General features: G+C 43.9%; 1 pseudogene. It reads left to right on the top strand.

The features are described from left to right. Window positions 1-255, top strand: a pseudogene (locus tag VPK24_RS00985) (IS630-like element ISAtsp7 family transposase); the annotation flags it as partial.

Genomic DNA, 255 nt, shown 5'->3' with positions numbered 1-255 from the left:
ATTGCGAGAGTACTGCGAAGAAGTCCAAGAAAAATTGGGTGTCAGTTCTAACACAAGCATGATGCATCGATTTTTAAAGCAACATGACATCAGCCTCAAAAAAAACTTACAGGAGCAAGAAAATAATTACGGCAGAAGTGCAAGCAGAGCGTGTAGACTACTGGCAGCGAATTTTGAAGGTGGAAGCTGAAAGGCTTGTCTTCATTGACGAAAGCGGTTTTTGGGTTGGGATGAATCGCCCGGTTGCGAGAGCTA

The sequence above is a fragment of the Limnothrix redekei LRLZ20PSL1 genome (assembly GCF_043235035.1).
GTDB lineage: Bacteria > Cyanobacteriota > Cyanobacteriia > CACIAM-69d > CACIAM-69d > CACIAM-69d.
This window is presented reverse-complemented; position numbering and strand designations above follow the sequence as displayed.